The sequence below is a fragment of the Streptomyces sp. NPDC014894 genome, from assembly GCF_043080985.1.
Lineage (GTDB): Bacteria > Actinomycetota > Actinomycetes > Streptomycetales > Streptomycetaceae > Streptomyces.
The window spans coordinates 128,448-143,361 of the sequence record NZ_JBIBWD010000014.1 but is presented as its reverse complement, the minus strand read 5'-3'; the positions used below and the strand labels follow the sequence as shown (position 1 = coordinate 143,361).

General features: G+C 74.3%; 18 protein-coding genes. 9 read left to right on the top strand and 9 right to left on the bottom strand.

The features are described from left to right. The first annotated feature begins 16 nt into the window (after window positions 1-16). Window positions 17-1,333: an MFS transporter gene (locus ACF089_RS28875; protein WP_392032650.1), complete on the top strand. Its 1,317-nt coding sequence runs from the start codon at window positions 17-19 to the stop codon at window positions 1,331-1,333. 29 nt (window positions 1,334-1,362) lie between these two features. On the opposite strand, the gene ACF089_RS28870 is transcribed toward ACF089_RS28875, so the two are convergent. After that, on the bottom strand, window positions 1,363-2,148 hold the full coding sequence (locus ACF089_RS28870) for an SAM-dependent methyltransferase (protein ID WP_392032647.1): 786 nt from the start codon (window positions 2,146-2,148) through the stop codon (window positions 1,363-1,365). Window positions 2,149-2,396: 248 nt separating this feature from the next. Here ACF089_RS28870 and ACF089_RS28865 point away from each other — a divergent pair, with 248 nt between their 5' ends. Both ACF089_RS28865 and ACF089_RS28860 read left to right on the top strand, forming a co-directional pair. Further along, window positions 2,397-2,900: an AAA family ATPase gene (locus ACF089_RS28865; RefSeq protein WP_392032644.1), complete on the top strand. Its 504-nt coding sequence runs from the start codon at window positions 2,397-2,399 to the stop codon at window positions 2,898-2,900. A 328-nt stretch (window positions 2,901-3,228) separates the two neighbouring features. Next, window positions 3,229-3,798, top strand: coding sequence for an NADPH-dependent FMN reductase (locus ACF089_RS28860; protein ID WP_392032641.1), 570 nt, complete (start codon window positions 3,229-3,231; stop codon window positions 3,796-3,798). A 53-nt stretch (window positions 3,799-3,851) separates the two neighbouring features. Here ACF089_RS28860 and ACF089_RS28855 read toward each other — a convergent pair whose 3' ends face one another. Beyond that, entirely contained in the window at window positions 3,852-4,064 is a 213-nt protein-coding gene (locus tag ACF089_RS28855; protein ID WP_392032639.1) for a DUF5133 domain-containing protein, read from the bottom strand. Between the two features lie 207 nt (window positions 4,065-4,271). On the opposite strand from ACF089_RS28855, the gene ACF089_RS28850 reads away from it, so the two are divergent. The 5 genes from ACF089_RS28850 to ACF089_RS28830 all read left to right on the top strand — a co-directional run bounded on the left by ACF089_RS28850 (window position 4,272) and on the right by ACF089_RS28830 (window position 8,028). Continuing rightward, window positions 4,272-4,772, top strand: a complete 501-nt coding sequence (locus ACF089_RS28850) for a DUF5709 domain-containing protein (RefSeq protein WP_392032636.1) — start codon at window positions 4,272-4,274, stop codon at window positions 4,770-4,772. Window positions 4,773-4,824: 52 nt separating this feature from the next. After that, complete coding sequence (locus ACF089_RS28845) at window positions 4,825-5,076, top strand: hypothetical protein (protein ID WP_392032633.1); 252 nt, start codon at window positions 4,825-4,827, stop codon at window positions 5,074-5,076. Window positions 5,077-5,189: 113 nt separating this feature from the next. Continuing rightward, entirely contained in the window at window positions 5,190-6,176 is a 987-nt protein-coding gene (locus ACF089_RS28840) for an NAD-dependent epimerase/dehydratase family protein (protein ID WP_392032631.1), read from the top strand. 321 nt (window positions 6,177-6,497) lie between these two features. Next, window positions 6,498-7,487 carry an alpha/beta fold hydrolase gene (locus tag ACF089_RS28835; RefSeq protein ID WP_392032628.1) on the top strand — a complete coding sequence of 330 codons (990 nt, stop codon included), beginning with the start codon at window positions 6,498-6,500 and terminating at the stop codon, window positions 7,485-7,487. A 67-nt stretch (window positions 7,488-7,554) separates the two neighbouring features. After that, the gene (locus ACF089_RS28830; protein WP_392032625.1) at window positions 7,555-8,028 is read left to right on the top strand and encodes a hypothetical protein; all 474 of its coding nucleotides are present in this window, start codon (window positions 7,555-7,557) and stop codon (window positions 8,026-8,028) included. Here the strand turns inward: ACF089_RS28830 and ACF089_RS28825 are convergent. The 5 genes from ACF089_RS28825 to ACF089_RS28805 all read right to left on the bottom strand — a co-directional run bounded on the left by ACF089_RS28825 (window position 8,001) and on the right by ACF089_RS28805 (window position 12,911). Further along, on the bottom strand, window positions 8,001-10,361 hold the full coding sequence (locus ACF089_RS28825; RefSeq protein ID WP_392032622.1) for a bifunctional serine/threonine-protein kinase/ABC transporter substrate-binding protein: 2,361 nt from the start codon (window positions 10,359-10,361) through the stop codon (window positions 8,001-8,003). The two genes, ACF089_RS28830 and ACF089_RS28825, sit on opposite strands and share 28 nt — an antisense overlap. A 171-nt stretch (window positions 10,362-10,532) precedes the next feature. Then, complete coding sequence (locus tag ACF089_RS28820; RefSeq protein WP_392032619.1) at window positions 10,533-10,700, bottom strand: hypothetical protein; 168 nt, start codon at window positions 10,698-10,700, stop codon at window positions 10,533-10,535. Window positions 10,701-10,832: 132 nt separating this feature from the next. Continuing rightward, window positions 10,833-11,285, bottom strand: a complete 453-nt coding sequence (locus ACF089_RS28815) for a VOC family protein (RefSeq protein WP_392032616.1) — start codon at window positions 11,283-11,285, stop codon at window positions 10,833-10,835. Window position 11,286: 1 nt separating this feature from the next. Further along, complete coding sequence (locus tag ACF089_RS28810; protein WP_392032614.1) at window positions 11,287-11,943, bottom strand: hydrolase; 657 nt, start codon at window positions 11,941-11,943, stop codon at window positions 11,287-11,289. Window positions 11,944-12,119: 176 nt separating this feature from the next. Then, window positions 12,120-12,911 (bottom strand): SDR family oxidoreductase, encoded by a 792-nt coding sequence (locus tag ACF089_RS28805; protein ID WP_392032611.1) that lies wholly within the window; start codon window positions 12,909-12,911, stop codon window positions 12,120-12,122. Window positions 12,912-13,024: 113 nt separating this feature from the next. Between ACF089_RS28805 and ACF089_RS28800 the strand changes: the two genes are divergently transcribed. Further along, window positions 13,025-13,621: a TetR/AcrR family transcriptional regulator gene (locus ACF089_RS28800; RefSeq protein ID WP_392032608.1), complete on the top strand. Its 597-nt coding sequence runs from the start codon at window positions 13,025-13,027 to the stop codon at window positions 13,619-13,621. 183 nt (window positions 13,622-13,804) lie between these two features. Here ACF089_RS28800 and ACF089_RS28795 read toward each other — a convergent pair whose 3' ends face one another. Next, window positions 13,805-14,098 carry a hypothetical protein gene (locus ACF089_RS28795; RefSeq protein WP_392032605.1) on the bottom strand — a complete coding sequence of 98 codons (294 nt, stop codon included), beginning with the start codon at window positions 14,096-14,098 and terminating at the stop codon, window positions 13,805-13,807. A gap of 132 nt (window positions 14,099-14,230) precedes the next feature. Beyond that, window positions 14,231-14,872, bottom strand: coding sequence for a TetR/AcrR family transcriptional regulator (locus tag ACF089_RS28790; RefSeq protein WP_392032602.1), 642 nt, complete (start codon window positions 14,870-14,872; stop codon window positions 14,231-14,233). Window positions 14,873-14,914 lie beyond the last annotated feature (42 nt).

Genomic DNA, 14,914 nt, shown 5'->3' with positions numbered 1-14,914 from the left:
GACAGGAGATACCGTCATGGCGAACACCGCGGCTGCCGCGACCGGCGGGGCCGAGTACAAGAAGCACCCCGGCGCGCGTTTCCTCCACGGTCCGCACCGGACGATCGGCGGGGTCGAGGCCTGGCTCGTCTGGGGACTCTGCACGATCTTCGTCGTCTGGCTGTTCGCCATCCAGACCGGGTACGCGGTGGTCTCCCCCGAGATCCAGAAGACGGCCGCCCTCAGCGTCGCCCAGATCGGTCTGGCCGGCTCGATCTACACCTGGGCCTTCGCGCTGTGCCAGTTCTTCTCCGGGGCCCTGCTGGACCGGTTCGGCTCCCGGCCGCTGCTGACGATCGCGGTCGCCCTCGTCACCGCGGGCGCGTTCCTGTACGCGCAGACGGACAGCATGGGAACTCTGGTGGCGGCGCAGATCGTTCTCGCGATCGGCTCCTCGTTCGGCTTCGTCGGCGCGGGGTACATCGGCGGCCAGTGGTTCCCCGCCGCCCGCTACGGGCTGATGTTCGGTCTGGTGCAGTCGCTGGCGTCCCTCGGCTCCGCCTTCGGGCAGCCCGCCATCTCCTGGCAGCTGGAGATGGTCACCTGGGAGCAGCTGCTGAACGGCTTCGGCGCCGCCGGAGTGGTGCTGATCGTGCTCTTCGCCCTGCTGGTGCGGAATCCGGCCCCGGGGCCCGAGCAGTTGGCGCGGGCCACGGCCGAGGCGCGGCCGCCGCTGGTCTCCAGCATCTTCCGCGATCTCGCCGCCTGCTTCCGCAATCGCAACGTCGTGCTCTCGGCGGCGCTGGCCGGGGTCTCCTTCGGCTCCATGCTGGCCATGGGCGTGCTCTGGGGGCCCCGGGTGATGGAGGCGCGCGGCGCGGAGAGCTCGCTCGCCGCCGTGCTCACGGCCGTGTCCTGGCTCGGTCTCGCCATCGGCGCGCCGCTGTTCAATCTGCTCTCCGACCACTGGAACAACCGCCGGATCCCGGCCGTCGTCGGAGTGCTGCTCCAGGCGGCGGCGATCAGTCTGCTGATCTATCTGCCGAAGGAGACCAACAGCGTCTCGGTGGTCACGATGTTCGCCGTCGGGCTCTTCGCCGGCGCGCACATGCTCGGCTTCACGGTGGCCGGGGAGTCCGTCCCCGGCGCTCTGGTCGGCAGCTCGGCGGCGATCGTCAACGGCGTCTGCTTCATCATCGGAGGAGTCCTCCAGGCCGTCCCCGGCAGACTCCTCCCCGACGCCCCGGACCTCTCGGACTACGGCCGGGCGCTTCTGATGATGCCGATCCTGCTCGTCCTCGGCGCGTTCGCCGGCTTCTTCATCAAGGAGACGGGCGCCGCGCGCCGGGTCTGAGCCACCGGCCCGCCGGGCGGGCGCGCCCGTCAGGGAATGCGCGCCACGGCTCCCCAGCCGGCCCGCTCGGTGGCCCGTCCGGTGGTGGCGTCGGGCCGCCAGTTCGGCCAGGACACCAGCCCCGGCTCGACCAGTTCGAGTCCCTTGAAGAAGAGGGCGATCTGCTCGGGGGTGCGGAAGACGTACGGGATGGCCCCGCTGGAGTTGTAGGCGTCCTGGGCCGCGGCGTGCTCGGGGCTGTCGGCGTCGGCGTGGCTGAGGGCGAGGAAGCTGCCCGGGACCAGCCGGTCGACCAGCCGCGCGACCAGGGCGAGCGCCTCGTCGAAGTCCACGATGTGGCCGAGCACGTCCGAGATGACGAGACCGACCGGCCGGCCGAGGTCCAGCGTCCGCGCGGCTCCGGCGAGGACCCGCTCGGTGTCCCTCATGTCCGCCTCGATGTAGGCGGTCGAGCCCGTGGGCGTGAGGAGCCCCTCGACATGGAGCAGCACCAGCGGGTCGTGGTCGACGTAGACGACCCGCGCGTCCGGCGCGACGCGCTGGGCGACCTCGTGCGTGTTGTCGGTGGTCGGCAGCCCCGCCCCGAGGTCCAGGAACTGCCGTACGCCCTGCTCGGCGGCGAGATGGGTGACGGTGCGCGTCAGAAAGGCGCGCGACTCCTTCGCCATGACCTCGATCAGCGGAAACGCCTCACGGTAGGCGTCGCCGGCCGCCTGGTCGGCCCGGTAGTGGTCCTTGCCGCCGAGCCAGTAGTTCCAGACGCGCGCGGAATGGGCCACGGAGGTGTCGATGCGGCGCTTCGGGTCGTCGGTCATGGCGGTCCCTTGTCTCCCGGTGCGATCCGGGCGTTGGTGCTGTCGTCGCGGCGTCGGCGCTGTCGCTGTCTTCGTCGCGGTGTCGTCGGCGTGGTCGCTGTCGCTGTCGTCGCCCGTCGGGCACGGAAGGACGATTCTGGTACGGGCCGAGGGAAGAGGCGAGGGTCAGGGGCCGGGGATAGGTTTCCTCCGGCCGCGGTCGCGGGCGATGATCCTCGGAAGGATTCCGGCGAACGGGGAGCACGAGCGTGTACGGGACGGGCCCGAGGCTGATTCTGCTGTGCGGTCTGCCCGGGTCCGGAAAGACCACGCTGGCCGAGCGGCTGGCCGGCGCCCTGCCCGCGGTGCGCCTCTGCCCCGACGAGTGGCTCTCCGGCCTGGGCCTCGATCTGTTCGACGGCGCGGCCCGGGAGCGGGTGGAGCGCCGGCTGTGGGCCCATGCGCAGGATCTGCTCGTCGCGGGGGCGACGGTGATTCTGGAGAACGGCTTCTGGGAGCGCGCGGAGCGGGACGAGAAGCGGCTGCGCGCCCGTGAGCTGGGCGCCGCCGTCGAGCTGCGCCATCTCGACGTTCCCGCCGCCGAGCTGCGCCGCCGTGTCGCGCTGCGCGACGAGGGCGCGGGGGCCGTGGTGCTCACCCCCGAGATGCTCGCGGAGTACGCGACCCGGTTCGAGGCGCCCACCGGGGCGGAGGCCCGTCTCTTCGACCCGCCGATCGACCCGGGGCGGGACGGCGGCCCGGCCGGGGCCTGAGCGAGCCGGGGCGGCGTCCGCCCCGGAGACCGCGCGCCCGTCACCCGTACGGCCCGGGCCCACCGGGTCGGGTCCGCCGTACGGCCCGTGCGAACTCCCCGGCGCGGAGACCCATCACGACGGGATCGCGGTGGTCCGCCGGCCGGGGACGGCCAGGGGGTCCGACGCCGACGGGGCCGATCGGGTGGTTCGGCGCGGAGGCCCGCGCCGTCCGCGGTGCGAAGGGACGGCGCGCGGGCCGGGGCGTGTGGAATGGGACGGCACCCGCGTCCGCCTCGCGGCCGGACCGGGGTGCTTTCGTCCCCAGGCGGACAGACGAGGTGGAAGCATGATCAGGATCGCGATCGTCATCGGCAGCATCCGGCCGGGGCGCAATGGCGAGGCCGTGGCCCGCTGGGTGCTGGAGCAGGCCCGCACGCGCCACGACGCGGCGTACGAACTCATCGATCTCAAGGAGGTCGATCTGCCGTTCCTCGACGAGATCGCCCCGCCCTCGTTCGGTCAGTACGCCAACGAGCACACCAAGGCGTGGGCGGCGACGGTGGCCTCGTACGACGGATTCGTGTTCGTGACCCCCGAGTACAACCACTCCACGTCCGCCGCGCTGAAGAACGCGATCGACTTCATCTACCGGGAGTGGAACAACAAGGCGGCCGGGTTCGTCGGTTACGGCAGCGTCGGCGGCGCGCGCGCCATCGAACATCTGCGCGGCATCATGGCGGAGGTGCAGGTCGCGACCGTGCGCGCTCAGGTCATGCTCTCGCTCTTCACCGACTTCGAGGACTTCAGCACCTTCACCCCGGCTCCCCTGCACGGCGACGCCGTCAGCACGATGCTCGATCAGGTCGTCGCCTGGAGCGGCGCGCTGAAGCCCCTGCGGGAGACCGCCGCGTCCTGATCCCGGCGGCCGCCCGGTCCCGGCCCCGGCCCGCCGGGGGACGGCCCGCCGGATCAGTACGGGGACGTCCGGTCGGCCGACTCGCGGCGGGCGGCGGCCAGCGCGTCGTCGATGTCGCGGGCCCCGGTGGAGGCGCACAGCGCACGGGCGGTGTCCTGGAGCCGGCGGCGGACGTGGAGCGCGACGACGGGAGCCGCCGCCTCTCCGCGCAGGGCCTCGTACGTGGCGAGCAGATGGCCCAGCGCGGCGCGGGAAGTGTTCGGCACGATTCCTCCATCATCGGGAACACGTACGAGGAAATGCCGGGTACGGCCGGTCCCCCAGGTGTCGCACCCATGGTCCGTGTGCCCCCGCCGCGTCTCGCCACCCCCGACCGTTATCGTCTCGTTACGCTTCGCGTCCGCCGGGGAAGATCGTCATGCGGGCGTGACGGAACGGCGGAACAATCGTCCAGTGGAGGGAAGGGAGCGGTGATGGCCGGTATCCAGGAGCCCGACGACGACGCGATGGGCGACGAGGTCTATCAGCCGCAGACCCCGGACGACAACGAGGTCCCCGAGGACGTGGGAATCCTCGATTCCGAGGACACCCTCGTCAACCGGGGCGCCGATCCCTACGACGAGGGCTGGTCGCCGCCGGAACGGCCGCTGGGCGTCGACCACACCGGGACCACGGCGCGGGAGCAGCGGGAGGGCGAGACCCTCGACCAGCGGCTCGCCGAGGAACTTCCCGAGACCTGGGACCGGCCGCCCGACGGCGACGGCATCGGGGACGCGTCCGACACCGACGGCGAACCCCTCGACGACGAGGTGGGCGACCGGCGGGCGGGGCGGCTCGTCGCGCCGGACGAGGGCGCCCACGAGGACGACGAGAAGGACCTGCTGGCGCGGGACGAGGGCATCGCGGGTGCGGCGGCCTCCGCCGAGGAGGCGGCCATGCATGTGGTGCCGGACGACCTCCCGGACCTTCCCTGAGCCATGGCCGCCGCGGCGGCGACGCGTCGCCCCCGTCCTCGGGCTGCCCGTGGTGACGTGGCCTGAGCCCTCTCCCGACGACGAGCGGGACGCCCGCGCGGGGCCGCACCGGAAGACCCGCCCGCTCCTCGCCAGGGCCGCCGGACGGCCCTTCGCCCGGGTCGACGACGAGATCACCGACCGGGACCGCCTCTGGGTCTCCGCCCATCACGACCGCCCCGCCCTGCCGCTGCGCGTCGATCCCCGACGCGGTCTGTCCGAGGTGGACTTCGCCGTCCTGGAGGGCTGGTTCGCCCGGCTCTGAACCGGCCCGTGCGATACGGCTCCGGGGCCGCGCCGGGCCTTCCTCCCCGAGCGCGATATCTGCTGGTGGCCGAAGTCGTTGGCGTCCGGTCCCGGCACTGCTTGAGTACGGGGATGGAAATCCTCATTCTGGGCGGTACGGCATGGCTGGGCCGGGAGCTGTCCCGGCAGGCGATCGGGCGCGGCCATCGGGTGACCTGCCTCGCCCGCGGCGAGAGCGGAGCCACGGCCGACGGGGCGGTGCTGGCGGCGGCGGACCGGCGCGATCCCTCGGCGTACGAACCACTGCTCGACCGCGAGTGGGACGCGGTGATCGAGGTGTCGTGGCAGCCCGGCTTCGTCCGTGGAGCGCTCGCCGCGCTCGGCGACAGAGCACGGCACTGGGTCTATGTCTCGTCGGTCAGCGCCTACGCCTCCCACGCCGAGCCGGGGGCGGACGAGTCCGCGCCGCTTCTCGCGCCGACCGACCGGAACGAGGTCGACCGGGCACTGTACGGCGAGGCCAAGTCCGCCTGCGAGCGGGCGTCGACGGAGGCGGTGGGCGACCGGCTCCTCATCGCGCGCGCCGGTCTCATCGGCGGCCCCGGCGACCACACCGGCCGCTCCGGCTACTGGGCGGCCCGGGCGGCGCGCGACCCCCGGGGGCCGATGCTGGTGCCGAACACACCGGAGCTGCCGACGCAGACGGTCGATGTACGGGATCTCGTCGCGTGGCTGCTCGACGCGGCCGGGGCGGGGACGGCCGGCGTGTACGACGCGGTCGGACCGGTCCTCCCCTTCGCGGACTGGATCGAGCTGTCCCGCGCCGTCGGCGGGCACACCGGGCCCATGGTCGGCGCCGACTCCGCCTGGCTGCTCGAACACGGCGTGGCCGAGTACATGGGTCCCGAGTCGCTCCCGATGTGGCTGGTCGAGCCGGGCTGGGAGGGGGCATCGGCGCGGAGCGGCTCCGCGGCGGTCGGCGCGGGGCTGCGGCACCGCCCCCGGGAGGCTCTGCTCGCCGACACCCTGCGCTGGGAACGCGAGCAGGGCCTGGACCGGCCCCGGCGCGGGGGGCTCAGCGCCCGGCGCGAGAGCGAACTGCTCGCGGCGCTGGGCTGACAGCCCGATCCGGGACGGCACACCGGTCGTGGAGCACGCCCCCCGCGTCGGGCGACGGCGCGACCGGAGCGCCGCGCCGGACCGGGCCGCGCCGGATCCCGGACGAACCGGGGCGCTCCCGAGACCCCTGGTCCCGGGGATCCGGCGCGACGCGATCGGCGTGATTTTGCCGGGACGGCAAGACAGGTGGCGACGGGCCGGGCGCCCGCCGCATGATCGGTGTCGTGGCCGCCCGGCCGTGGCCGCCCGATGGTCGCCGGTGAAGACCGCCGCGCGCACGGCCGATCGGGCGGACCGACAGATCGGCGACCCGGAGGACCCATGCCACAGCACCTCAGCACCGCGGAACCCGTCCATCGTCTCGTCCCCTCCCCCGCCGGCCGGACCCATCTCGTGGAGCAGGGCTCCGGCCCGCTGGTCCTGCTGGTGCACGGATTCCCCGAATCCTGGCTCTCCTGGCGGCGTCAGCTCCCGGCGCTGGCCGCCGCCGGATACCGGGCCGCCGCGATCGACGTACGCGGGTACGGGCGTTCGTCCCGGCCCCGGGAAGCGGCCGCGTACCGGATGCTCGATCTGGTCGAGGACTGCGCGGCCGTGGTGCACGCGCTCGGCGAGCGCACCGCGGTGATCGTCGGGCACGACTGGGGAGCGCAGATCGCCGCGCACTCCGCCCTCGTCAGGCCGGACGTCTTCCGCGCGGCCGGACTGCTGAGCGTGCCCTACGCACCGCCCGGCGGACCTCGGCCCACCGAGGTGTTCGCGCGAATGGGCGGGGACGACGAGTTCTACATCGGCTTCTTCCAGGAGCCCGGCCGGGCCGAGGCCGAGATCGAACCGGATGTGCGCGGCTGGCTGGGCGGCCTCTACACCGCGCTGTCCGGCGACACCATGGCCCCGGAGGACGCCCCGCCCCCGCACTTCATCAGCCCCGGCGCGGCGATGCGCGACCGATTCCCCGCCGGGGCGCTGCCCGCCTGGCTCGGCGAGGGCGATCTCGACCGGTACGCGGCCGAGTTCGAGCGTACGGGAATGAGCGGAGCCCTCAACCGCTACCGGAACATGGACCGCGACTGGGAGGAGCTGGCCCGCTGGAACGGCGCGCCGCTCACTCAGCCGTCCCTGTTCATCGGCGGCGGGCGGGACGCCTCGACCACCTGGATGGCCGAGGCGATCCAGGCGTACCCCACCACGCTGCCGGGGCTGGTCTCCTCGCACATCCTCGACGGCTGCGGCCACTGGATCCAGCAGGAGCGCCCCGAGGAGGTGAACCGGCTGCTGACCGAATGGCTCGCCGTGCTGCCCGGCTCCTGAGCCGGGCCGTACGACGTGATTCGGCCAGAAGGCGCCGCCGCGCCAACCCGATCCCCGGGCCGGGAGGTTGACCTCTGAGGGAGGCGCGGTCCGTGTCGCTCTCGTTCGCCGGGCTTCAGGGGGAGAGCTGCTCACCAGGCTGCATGACATCGTCATCGCCGTGCTCGGCGCCTCGGTCGCCGTGGTGCTGCTGGTCGCGGGCGCGGCCGCCGCGCTGCCGGGCTCCCCCGCCCTCACCGAGGAGCGCGCCGGGGCGGTCCGGGAGGAGTCCGCCCAGGTGGTCACCCTGGTCACCGGCGACCGGGTCCGCATCGGCACATCGGGCGGGGCCCGGGGCGAGGTGCTGGAGTACCGGCCGGCGCGGGGGCGGGAGCGGGTGCCGGTGCAGATCCGCGTCCACCGGGGCCGCACCCTGGCGATCCCCGAGGACATGCGCCGGCTGATCCGCGAGGGCCGCCTCGACCGGCGGCAGTTCGATCTTGGTCGAGCTGCGCCGGGCGGGCGGCCGCGCCGTCACCGCGCGGCCCGGGCCGCGCGGTGACGGGGCGTGAGGGGCGTGCCGTCGGCGGAGGTGACCGCGATGGCGGTGGTCCGTCCGCCGGGTTCGATCCGGATGACGGGGATGGCCTTGTCCTGCGGGCCGCCGTCGCCGCCTATGGTGATCCAGCCGCTCGCGCCGGGCAGTCCCGGTCCCTCGCGCAGCGCGGACAGCGTCCGGTGGACGTCGGTGGCGGTCGGCTCGGACACCGCCGGGGTGCTCCGGACGGCCCGGGTCGCGGCGAGCAGGGCGTCGTACATCATGATGGCCCGGCCGTCGCCGAGATCGCTGTCCGGGAAGGCCTCGGCGAAGTCGCCGTCGCGGAACGGGGCGACGGCCTCCGCCGAGAACGCCCCGGGGGCCGCCTCCCAGGCCCCGGGATGGGCCAGCCCGGTGTAGACCAGGTCGATCCGGCCCTCGCGCAGCGCCCCGGACAGTTCCTCGGTCCCGAAGCCGTCGGTGCGGGTGACCTGTGTGGTGTCGTCCCCGGAGAGCACGGTCAGCCGCCTTTCGCGGCACGGGCGTTCGGCGAGCGCGGTCAGGAAGGCGGGCAGCGAGGTGCCCCGGCCCGCGAAGTAGACGACGTCCGGGGCGGCCGCGCACATCCGGGCGAGCTGGGCGCGGAAGGCGTCGGTCAGTCCGGGCTGTGAGGAGTCGAAGAGCGTCGGCTCCTCGTCGACCAGCCGCTCCCTCGGCGCCCGGGCCCGGAACTGGGTGGCCAGGGTGCTGATGTACTGGTCCCCGGCGGCGACGTCCTGGACGAGCAGCAGCCGGGCGTCGGCGTGATCGCCCGTCGAGAGGAACCGTACGGCGGCGGCCGCCTGGTCGGCGTTGGCGGGCGCGACCCGGACCAGTCCGGGGGTGCCCGCCCAGGAGTCGGCGGTGAGCACCGAGCCGAACGCGGGCAGTCCCCCGGCCGTCAGTCCGCCGATCATGTCCTGGCTGGAGGCGGTGCTGCCGCCCAGTCCGACGGCGGCCACGATCCGCTCGGCGCGCTGACGGCCCACCACCTGCCCCACGGTGTACTCCCGCTGGGCGGCGGTGCCCCCGGTCTGGGCGAAGAGCAGCCGGATGCCCACGCCTTCCTCGGCCGCCGGGTCGCGATTGGCCCGGCGCTGGGCGAAGTAGGCGCCCTCCAGGTCGTGGCGGACGGTGTCCATGAGACTGGTGCCGTCGTACTGGGCGGTGATCGGCGTCAGATAGACGATGGAGACGTACGGCCGTCCGCCCGGTTCGACGACCCGCCGGTTCTCGGCGTGGATCCGCTCCAGGACCGGGGCGAGATCGCTGTCGGGCGACCACTGGGGTCCCTCGGAGTCGGGCGAGCCCGGCGTCATGAGGCCGACGCAACTGCGGGTCGCGCCCTGCCCGATGCTCCGCAGACCGTCGGCGCAGCCGAGGTCCCGGGCGCCGGCGGCGAACCGGGGCGCGTCGCCCTGGACCACCAGGGCCGCGAGCACCGCCAGCCCGGCGGCCAGCGCCGTACCGCGTCCGCCGTACCGCCTGCGGCGGGGCGGGACCGGATCGGGTCCTGCCTCCGCCGCGCGGGCGGCCAGCCGCAGCACCTCGTCCAGGAGGGGCCGCCGGCCGGGGTCCTTGTCGAGACAGCGGACGATCAGCGGGCGCAGCGGTCCGGGCACGCCGGTCAGATCGGGCTCCTTGTGGACCACGGCGAAGGCGGCCGCGATGGGCTCCAGGCCCGCCGCCCCGGGGTCCTCGAAGGGGCTGCGGCCGATCGCGGCGAAGGTCAGGACGGAGCCCAGGGCGAAGACGTCCGTGGCCGGGGAGATGCCGTGGGGGCCGTGCAGCTGCTCGGGGGCCATGAACGCGGGGGTGCCCACCATGCCGCCGCTGCGGGTCAACGCCCGGCTCTCCGCCGCGGAGCGGGCGATGCCGAAGTCGATGACGCGGACGCCGTCCTCCGCCAGCAGCACATTGCCGGGCTTCAGGTCCCGGTGCACGATGCCCTGCCGGTGGATGTCGCGCAGGGCCTCGGCGAGCTGGCCGGCCAGCCGGGCGACGTCCGGCGCAGGCAGCGGCCCGCCGGACCGCGCCCGCGCGGCCAGTGACTCGGCGGGTACGTACTGGGTGGCCAGCCAGGGCGGATCGCCGTCCGGGGCGGCGTCGACGACGGAGGCCGTGAACGCGCCGCTGACCTTGCGGGCCGCCGCCACCTCGCGCCGGAACCGGGCCCGGAAGAGGGGATCGTCCGCGTACTCGGGACGGATGACCTTGAGCGCGACCTGCCGTCCGGCGGGGCTGCGCGCCAGATACACCACCCCCATGCCGCCGGCTCCCAGCCGCCGCTCCAGGGTGAACTCCCCGATCCGTCGCACCGGGACAACATACCCAAATCGCCGGGGCGTCGGGTCCGGCTCACCGAACGGGGGCCGGGCCCGTCCGGCGCGCCGCGCGCCCGGGTCCGGGGCCGCGCCCGCGGGACGGCGCGGGTGCGCGGCGGCCGTATCAGGGGCGCGCGGGCGGTACCCAGGGGCGCGCGGGCGCTGTCAGAGCGCCGCCTTGATGACCTCGACCTTCTTGTCCCCGGCCGCCGCCTTGACGACCTCGACCTTCTTGTCGCCGGCCGAGGCGACGGCCGGTGAGCCGAGGCCGACGACGGCGACGGTCAGGCCCAGTACGACGGATGCGGCCGCGGTGACTCGTCCGGTGTTCATGATTCCCCCACAGTGTGTCCGAATAGTGACGGCAGCCTCTCACCCGGTCCGGCGGCCGCACAACACCCGGGGAGCGTGCCGGTGTTCGGCCGGGGCGGCTCCGTTCCGAGCGCGGCTCCTCCGGGGGCGGCGCTACTCCGTTCCGGCGGGCGGGTCGGCCAGGATGCCCCGAAGGAGTCCGGTGGCCTGGCCGACCTCGATGAGATAGCCGTCGGGGTCCCGGAGATAGCAGCGCAGTTCGGCCTTGCGGTCGATGGGCGGGGTGAGGAACCGGGCGCCCTTCTCGCTCCACAGCCGATGGCAGGCCTCGATGTCCGCCACCCTGATGTTGAGGAAGCTCGTGGCGGTGCCCGGATCGTCGGGCGGGCGGAGCGTGACCCCGGGCTTGTCCGGGGTGGGGCCGCCGCCGGGGTTCATGATGAGCCAGCTGTTGGCGAGCCTGACGATGCACGGGTTCTCGTCGAGCACCGCCCGCCCGCCCAGGATCTCGGTGTAGAAGGCCCGGGACCGGGCCACATCGGCCACGGTGAGGAAGTGGGTGAGCAGCAGGCCCGTCTCCGGGGCCGGGAGGTCTTCGCGGCGCATGTCAGTCGCCCATCGTCTTCGCGCCCGCCGCGAGGGCGAGATACCAGCCCCAGGCGTCGTGGTGGTCGATGGCGTTCTGCCGGAAGCCCTTCACCGTCTCGGAGCGGTTCCAGTCCCGCTGGAGTTCACAGGCCACCGAGTTCCAGCTGGTGGGCCGGGCGCCCGCCTGGACCACCCGGGCCATCGCCGCGTCGTGGGCCTCGCGGGTGGTCGCGCCGAGGGCGTCGACGACGGGATAGACCTCGTACCCCTCGGCCAGGGCGTCCAGGGTGGGGAAGAGCAGACACGCCTCGGTCCACAGCGCGCCGATGATCAGTTTCGGGCGGCCGGCGGCCCGTACGGCGGTCAGGAAGTCCTCGTCCTCCCACGCGTTGATGGAGGTGCGGTCGATGGACGGCACCCCCTCCAGCACGGCGCGCAGCTGAGGGATGGTGTCCGCGTTGACCCCGGTGGAGACGTTGACGGTGGACAGCACGATCGGGAGACCGAAGGTGCGGGCGGTCCTGGCCAGCGCGACGACGTTGTTGACGAGATCGCCGGTGGGGATGGAGCGGACCGTGGAGATCTGTGGCGGCTGGTAGTCGATCAGCACCAGAGCGGAGTTGCCGGGGGCCAGCAGACGGTCGGACGCGGCTTCCCGGGGTGGCGTGCTGTGCATGGCTGCCTCCAGAGAACGGCTCCGGACTCTCATCATGGACCCGCCCCCACCGGGGCGAAAGCCGAGCCCGGAGCCGCCCGCCGGAGGGACCGCACACCCGGGGAGCCGCCCGCCGGAAGGGCGGGACCGCGCCGCCGCCGGGAGCCGTGGGCCGGGGCCCGGCGCGGCCCGCGGCGTCAGACCGTCTTCACCGCGCCGCCGTCGACGAGGTGGTCCGCGCCGTTGACGCTGCCCGCGAGGGGCGAGGCGAGATGGGCGACGAGCGCGGCGACCTCGGCCGGTTCGACGAGCCGGCCGGTGGTCATCCCCATGGCCGAGGGGAGCCCGGCCAGCAGCTCCTCCCGGGTCACGCCCGCGGCGCGGGCCAGCGCGGCGCCGTAGCCGTCCGGGCCCTCCCACAGCGAGGTGCGGACGGGGCCGGGCGAGACGGTGTTGACGCGTACGCCGAGCGGGCCGAACTCCTCGGCGAGCGCCTTCCCGAGGGCGGTCAGGGCCGCTTTGGCCGTGGTGTACGCGACCGGTCCGGCGTGCGGGGCGCGGGCCCCGTTGGAGGAGATGTTGACCACCGCGCCACGCCGCCGGACGAGGCCGGGGAGCGCGGCCCGGGTGGTGCGGACGGCCGCCATGAGGTTGAGGTCGAAGGCGGACCGCCACTGCTCGTCGGTGAACGAGAGGAAGCCGCCGGTCTGTCCCTCGCCGCTGTCGCCGCCGCCGACATTGTTGACCAGCACATCGAGGTCGCCGCCCAGTTCGGCGGTCGCGCGCTCCACGAGCCGGGCGGGGCCGTCGGGCGTGGACAGATCGACGACGACGGGGATCGCCCCGGTCTCCCTCAGCGCCGCGCCGACGGTCCGGGCGCCGGCCACCACCCGTACGCCCTCGGCGGCGAGCAGCGAGACGACGGCCAGTCCGATGCCCCGGCTCGCCCCCGTCACCAGAGCGGTTTTTCCGGAAAGACGCAGATCCATGAGGAACCCCCACCTGAGAACAATCGCTACGTGATTGACTCGGCAACCGTAGAAGTTGCGACACTTATGACGCAACTAGAAGGGAAGCTGCGTCCTCGTCGTAGGATTTCCGTATGCAGAGCGAGCAACGCCCCCTGCGGGCGGACGCGGAGCGGACCGTACGGGCGATCATCGAGGCCGCCGAGCGGGTGCTGAGCGCCGATCCGTCGGCGTCCATGGAGCGGATCGCGGAGGCCGCGGGGGTGGCCAGGACGACCGTGCACCGGCGTTTCGCCTCCCGGGAGGCGCTGGTGGACGCGCTGTCGGCCTGGGCGACCCGCCAGTTCCACGAGGCCGTCGAGGCGGCCAGGCCCGACACCACCCCGCCGCTCGTCGCGCTCTACCAGGTCACGGCGAACGTCCTGCGCGTGAAGATCGACTGGAGCTTCGCCATGAGCAGCCTCGCGCCGGAGAACCGGGAGGCGGCCCGGGTGCACGCCGAGGTGGTCGAGGGCTGCGACCGGCTGTTCCGGCGGGCGCTGGACGCGGGCGTGCTGCGCCCGGGCACCGACCTCGTCTGGGCGCGCCGGGTCTACTACGCCCTGATCCACGAGGCGGCCCAGGACCGCGCGGAAGGCTCGGGGGACGCCGACGAGCGCGCCGCCCGCGTCGTCGACACCCTGCTCCGCGGCGTCGGCGCCGGCTCCGGGGGCGGCGCGCTCGCCCCCTGACCTCCGGCGTCTTCGGCGTACGGCCGTCAGACACCGCCGGCCTCCCGGGCCGCCGGAGGATCGGCGGGCCTCAGTCCGAGGGCAGGCGCCGGCCGAAGAACGACCGTGCGCGGTCACGCACCGCGGGGACCGAGCGCGCCGGGTCGATCGCGCCGACCGTCGCCGTCCGGGCGGCGGCGGTCATCAGCCCGGCCGCCTGGAGCTGGGGGCCATGGCGGCGCAGTCGGTGAACACCCCGTGCCCGGCGTCGTCGGTGAACACCCCGTGCCCGGCGTCGTCGAGCTGCCGCCGGACGGCACGCCCCGACGAGCGGGCGGGCGCGGCCGCGCGGGAACGGGCGAACCCCGGCGTGCGGAAGCCGTCGGTCCCGGGCCGGGCGGTCGGGAGCAGCTCGCCCTCCCGACCGGGGACGTCCGGCGGGTAGTCCGGATAGCCCTCCAGATTGACCGCCGCCGCCACGCGCCGGTCGTCGTCCATCGCCTGGGCCGCCGTCGCGCCGGGTGGCCGTACGCGCCGACGCGCCCCGGGTCCGGGGCCCGTCCCACGGGGCGTCGCGCGACCCGGGCGACGGTCCGGCCAGGCCCCGGGGCGGGGGCCCGGCGCGTCCCCTCACGGTCCGGGCGGGGCCGACGTCTCGTGCGGGCGGCCCGCGTCGACCAGCGTGTCCCACAGGGCGAGGGCGGAATCCACCGTGGAGCGGAGGCGCTCCAGGGGGACTCCGTCGCGCGATTCGATCGACAGGCCGTGCAGGATCGTCGCGTAGAAGGCGGCGATCCGCGCGGTGTCCGTCCGGGGCGGCAGCTCCCCCTCGTCCACGGCGCGCTCCAGACGGTCCTCCAGCGCGGCCACGGCGCTGCGGCGCCACCCCGCCAGATGGGTCGCGGCCTCGCTGTTCCGGGTGGTGCGGCTCGTCGCCGACAGGACGATCATGCAGCCGCTGGGCGTTCCGGGGTCGGCGAACGCCTCGACATTGCCCCGCAGCGCGGCCTCGACGGCGGCCCTGGCCGTCGGGGCCTCGCGCAGGGCGCGGTTGGTGGCCGAGCCGACCGTGCTGTCGTAGAGCGCGACGGCCTCCCGGAAGAGCAGCTCCTTCGAGCCGAACGCGGCGTACAGACTCGCGGAGTTGATGCCCATCGCGCCGGTGAGGTCGGTCAGCCGGACGCCTTCGTAGCCGAGTTCCCAGAACAGCTCCATCGCGCGCCGCAACGCCGCGTCCCGGTCGAACGTGCGGGGCCTGCCTCGCTCGGCCATGTGCGCCTCCTTGAAAGAGAGTTGACGTAGATCGAGAGTGCC